Source organism: Cellulomonas rhizosphaerae (assembly GCF_003470205.1).
GTDB lineage: Bacteria > Actinomycetota > Actinomycetes > Actinomycetales > Cellulomonadaceae > Cellulomonas > Cellulomonas rhizosphaerae.
The window spans coordinates 1-3,900 of sequence record NZ_QWKP01000059.1 but is presented as its reverse complement, the minus strand read 5'-3'; the positions used below and the strand labels follow the sequence as shown (position 1 = coordinate 3,900).

Genomic DNA, 3,900 nt, shown 5'->3' with positions numbered 1-3,900 from the left:
GGCCGGCTCCTGACGAGCCGGCCGCCGGGGTGCTCCACCCCGACCGGACTGCCGCCGCAGCCTCGTCGAGCTCGTCGCGTGGCCGGACGTACCAGTCCGCGTCGATGCGGAAGCCGTCGCCCGGGGTGCGCGGGAAGACGTGCAGGTGCACGTGCGGGACCTCCTGGAACGCCGCCTCGCCGTCGGCCAGGAACATGTTGACGCCGTCGCACGGCAGCCCGGACCGCCGCAACGCGGCCGCGACGCGCTGCGCGACCCGGAACAGGGCGGCCCCCGCGTCCTCGTCGAGCTCGCCCAGGACCGTCGCGTGATGCTTCGGGATCACCAGGACGTGCCCGCGGGTCACCGGCTGGATGTCCATGAACGCGAGGAAGTCGTCGTCCTCGTGCACGACGCTCGACTCGAGCGTGCCGTCGACGACTCGGCAGAAGGTGCACGCGGCGTCGGTCATGCCGCCACCCTGCCAGCGCGTCGCGCCCCGCGTCAGTCCGTTTCCGTGCGCTCCACCAGGAACTCACGCCCGTCGGGGCCGACGACCCGCTCGTAGCCGGCGACGAGCTCGGCCTCACGCTCGCGCTGGGCGGACGTGGTCGGCCGACGACGCGAGCGGACGTTGCCCACCTGCGCGGGACCCATGTAGGTCAGCAGGAAGTCCGTCAGATCACGCTTGGGCATCGCCGTCTCCTCGGTAGTTCGTGCCCTAACTATATGCCCGCTACCCTTGCTGCGTGAACCAACCCGCCGATCCCCTGGCCGTCGAGGCGCAGGTCTGCCTGACGGTGTCGGCCGCGGCCCGCAGCCTCGTCGCGTTCTACCGCCCGCTGCTCGAGCCGCTCGGGCTCACGCACCCGCAGTACCTCGCGATGCTCGCGCTGTGGCAGTACGGCCTGCTCGGGCTCAAGGACGTCGCTGCGCTGCTCCACCTCGAGGCCGCGACGACGTCGCCGCTGGTGAAGCGGCTCGAGGCGATGGGCCTCGTGCGGCGCGAGCGGGACCCCCACGACGAGCGCGCGCTGCTGATCGCCCTCACCGACGAGGGTCGTGCGATGCGCGCGCAGGCCGTGGGGATCCCGGCGTCGATGGTCGACGGCCTGGGGCTCGAGCGCGACGAGATCGAGCAGATCCGCGCCGCAGCCGAGCTGCTCTACGTCGCGGCGACCAGGGCGACCGGCTCGGACTGACGCGACCGCACCGTCAGCCGGGGCAGGAAGACGTGCACGAGCGGGCCGACGAGCAGCGCGTACGCCAGCGTCGCGAATCCGACCGTGCCGCCCAGTGCCCAGCCGGCGGCCACGACGACGACCTCGATCGACGTGCGCACGGGCGCGACCGGCCACCCGGTGCGGCCGACGAGGCCCGTCATGAGCCCGTCGCGCGGGCCGGGACCCAGCTGGGCGCCGACGTAGAGCCCGGTGGCGAGCGCGTTGAGGACGATGCCGCTCACCGCCAGGGCGACGCGCGCGGCCATGGGGAGCGGGTCCGGCAGCTGGTCGAGCGCCGCGAGGAACGGGTCGACGAGCACGCCGATGACCAGCACGTTCGCCACCGTGCCGACGCCCGGCCGCTGCCGCAGCGGGATCCAGCACAGGAGCACCAGCACGCTGATCGCGACGGTGATCGTGCCGAACGACGCGCCCGTGTGGCGCGAGATCCCCTGCGTCAGGACGTCCCAGGGCATGTTGCCGAGGCCCGAGTGGACGAGCAGCCCCATGGAGGCCGCGTAGAGAACGAGGCCGACGAGCAGCTGGACCGAACGTCGGCCGACGGGGGCGGGGATGCGGAAGGAGGCCACAGGAGACTGCATGAGTCAATTCTCTCCATAGTGGCTATGCAATCCATAGCCAGTTCTGAGATGGTGGCATCGTGACGATCCACGACCTGCCCACCGATCGACGGATCTCCGGGACCCGTCTGCGCGCCGTCCTCGGTGCCTGGCAGCGCTCCGGCCCACAGTACGTGGCCCTCGCCGATGCGCTGCGGGCGGCCGTCCTGTCGGGCGCGATCCCGCTGAGCACGCGGCTGCCGAGCGAGCGCGAGCTGGCCGAGGCCGTCGAGGTGTCCCGCACGACCACCACGGCGACGTACGGGCTGCTGCGCGACGAGGGCTACGTGGTCAGCCGGCGCGGGTCGGGCACCGTCACCACGCTGCCGGACGGGCCGGGCCAGAGCGCGCGCTTCGTCGCACTGGGCTCCACCGAGGACCTCGTCGACCTGACGATCGCGGCGCCGTCCGCCCCGTCCTGCCTGCACGGCGCCTACCTCGCGGCGCTCGACTCGCTCCCCCGCCACCTGGAGTCCACGGGGTACGCCTCGACCGGGTTGCCGGCACTGCGCGAGGCGATCGCCGCCTCGTACGAGCGGCGCGGCACGCCCACCACGCCGGACCAGATCCTGGTGACCACGGGCGCGCAGCAGGCCATCCACCTGCTCACGTCCGCGCACGCCGGGCCGGGTGACCGCGTGGTCGTCGAGCACCCGACCTACCCGCACGCGATCGAGGCGGTCCGCGCCACCGGCGCACGCCCGGTCCCCGTGCCCGCGGGCCTGGACGGACTCGACGTGGACCTCCTGGAGTCGACGCTGCGGCAGTCCGCGCCGCGCATGGTCTACCTCATCCCCGACCACCGGAACCCGACGGGCACGAGCCTGTCCGACGACGAGCGCGAGCGGGTCCGGGCGCTCGCGCGCCGGCACCGCACGCTGATCGTCGGCGACGAGGTGCTCACCGAGCTCACGCTCGACGGGCCGGTCCCCGCGCCGTTCGCGGGCGACGGCTCGTCCAGCGGGCACGTCGTGTCGATCGGATCGGTGTCCAAGGCCTTCTGGGGCGGGCTGCGCGTCGGCTGGGTCCGCGGCCACCCGGACCTCGTCGCCCGCCTCGCGACGACGCGCGGGTACATGGACATCGCCACCGCGCTGCTCGAGCAGCTCGTGGTGCTCCAGCTCCTGACCACGCAGGACGGCACGCTCGATCGCCGCCGCACCGAGCTGCGCGCGCGCCGTGACCTGCTCGTCGGGCTCCTCCGCGAGCGCCTGCCGGAGTGGGACGTGCCCGTGCCGAAGGGCGGGCTCGCGCTGTGGGTGGACCTGGGCGCGCCGGTGTCGTCGGCACTGGCGGCCCTGTCGCCCCGGCACGGTGTGCGCATCGCCCCCGGGCCGGCGTTCGCGGTGGACGGCAGCTTCGAGCGCAACGTCCGGATCCCCTTCAGCGAGACGCCGGACACGCTTGCGCGGGCGGTCGACGGGCTCGCCGGGGCGTGGGCGTCGCTGGGTGCGGTCGCCCCCGGGCCGTCGCAGCCGAGCCGGATGGTCGTCTGATCAGCCCTGCGACGGCAGGTCGAGCGGTGCGGTGACCGGCTCGCCGTGGTGCAGCAGCGTCGCGCGCGTGACGCCCTGAGCCGCCAGCGCACGCCAGTGCTCGCCGACCCACTGCTCGGCGTCGTACTGCGTGGTGAACACAGGGCTCACCGCCGGTTCGGCGCCGCCGTCCAGCGCCCACTCCCACTGCGGTCGGAGCACCATCAGGCGGCCTCCGCCTTGGCGAGCGCACGGCCGATGCGCGCGGCCCACAGCGGACCGCGGTAGATGAAGCCGGTGTAGCCCTGCACGAGCGTGGCGCCCACGGCCAGGTACTCCAGAGCGTCGGCGGGCGTGCTCACGCCGCCGACGCCGATGATCACGACGTCGGGGCCGAGCCGGTTGCGCAGCCGCGCGACGACGTCCAGGCCGCGGGCCAGGACGGGCGGGCCGGACACGCCGCCCGGGCCGAGGTCGTGCGCGATGGTCGTGTTGACGGCGACGACGCCCTCGAGCCCGAGCTCGGCCGCGAGCTCGGCGACCGCGTCGACGTCCTCGTCGGACAGGTCCGGGGCGATCTTGACGAGCAGCGGCACCGGGCGA

The 3,900-nt window shown here is 73.9% G+C and carries 6 protein-coding genes and 1 pseudogene; 2 read left to right on the top strand and 5 right to left on the bottom strand.

Annotation, left to right across the window (positions count from 1 at the left end):
* Together D1825_RS00895 and D1825_RS00890 are read right to left on the bottom strand one after the other, a co-directional pair.
* A partial coding sequence (locus tag D1825_RS00895; protein WP_138067148.1) for an HIT family protein occupies positions 1–451 on the bottom strand: 451 nt, incomplete at its 3' end.
* A 32-nt stretch (positions 452–483) separates the two neighbouring features.
* Entirely contained in the window at positions 484–675 is a 192-nt protein-coding gene (locus D1825_RS00890; protein ID WP_118765642.1) for a hypothetical protein, read from the bottom strand.
* A gap of 53 nt (positions 676–728) precedes the next feature.
* Here D1825_RS00890 and D1825_RS00885 point away from each other — a divergent pair, with 53 nt between their 5' ends.
* Positions 729–1,181: a MarR family winged helix-turn-helix transcriptional regulator gene (locus D1825_RS00885; RefSeq protein WP_118765641.1), complete on the top strand. Its 453-nt coding sequence runs from the start codon at positions 729–731 to the stop codon at positions 1,179–1,181.
* On the opposite strand, the gene yczE is transcribed toward D1825_RS00885, so the two are convergent.
* On the bottom strand, positions 1,145–1,804 hold the full coding sequence (yczE, locus tag D1825_RS00880; RefSeq protein WP_118765640.1) for a membrane protein YczE: 660 nt from the start codon (positions 1,802–1,804) through the stop codon (positions 1,145–1,147). The genes D1825_RS00885 and yczE overlap by 37 nt on opposite strands.
* Before the next feature lie 59 nt (positions 1,805–1,863).
* On the opposite strand from yczE, the gene yczR reads away from it, so the two are divergent.
* Positions 1,864–3,318, top strand: coding sequence for a MocR-like transcription factor YczR (gene yczR / locus D1825_RS00875; RefSeq protein ID WP_118765639.1), 1,455 nt, complete (start codon positions 1,864–1,866; stop codon positions 3,316–3,318).
* Here the strand turns inward: yczR and D1825_RS00870 are convergent, their stop codons facing one another.
* On the bottom strand, positions 3,319–3,522 hold the full coding sequence (locus D1825_RS00870; RefSeq protein WP_118765638.1) for a hypothetical protein: 204 nt from the start codon (positions 3,520–3,522) through the stop codon (positions 3,319–3,321).
* Positions 3,522–3,900: pseudogene (locus D1825_RS00865) on the bottom strand (quinone-dependent dihydroorotate dehydrogenase); the annotation flags it as partial. The pseudogene D1825_RS00865 and the gene D1825_RS00870, both read right to left, overlap by 1 nt.

Excerpts from the sequence above, each read along its gene's own strand:
- D1825_RS00890 (WP_118765642.1), bottom strand. The coding sequence starts at position 675 with ATGCCCAAGCGTGATCTGACGGACTTCCTGCTGACCTACATGGGTCCC.
- yczE (WP_118765640.1), bottom strand. The coding sequence starts at position 1,804 with ATGCAGTCTCCTGTGGCCTCCTTCCGCATCCCCGCCCCCGTCGGCCGA.
- D1825_RS00870 (WP_118765638.1), bottom strand. The coding sequence starts at position 3,522 with ATGGTGCTCCGACCGCAGTGGGAGTGGGCGCTGGACGGCGGCGCCGAA.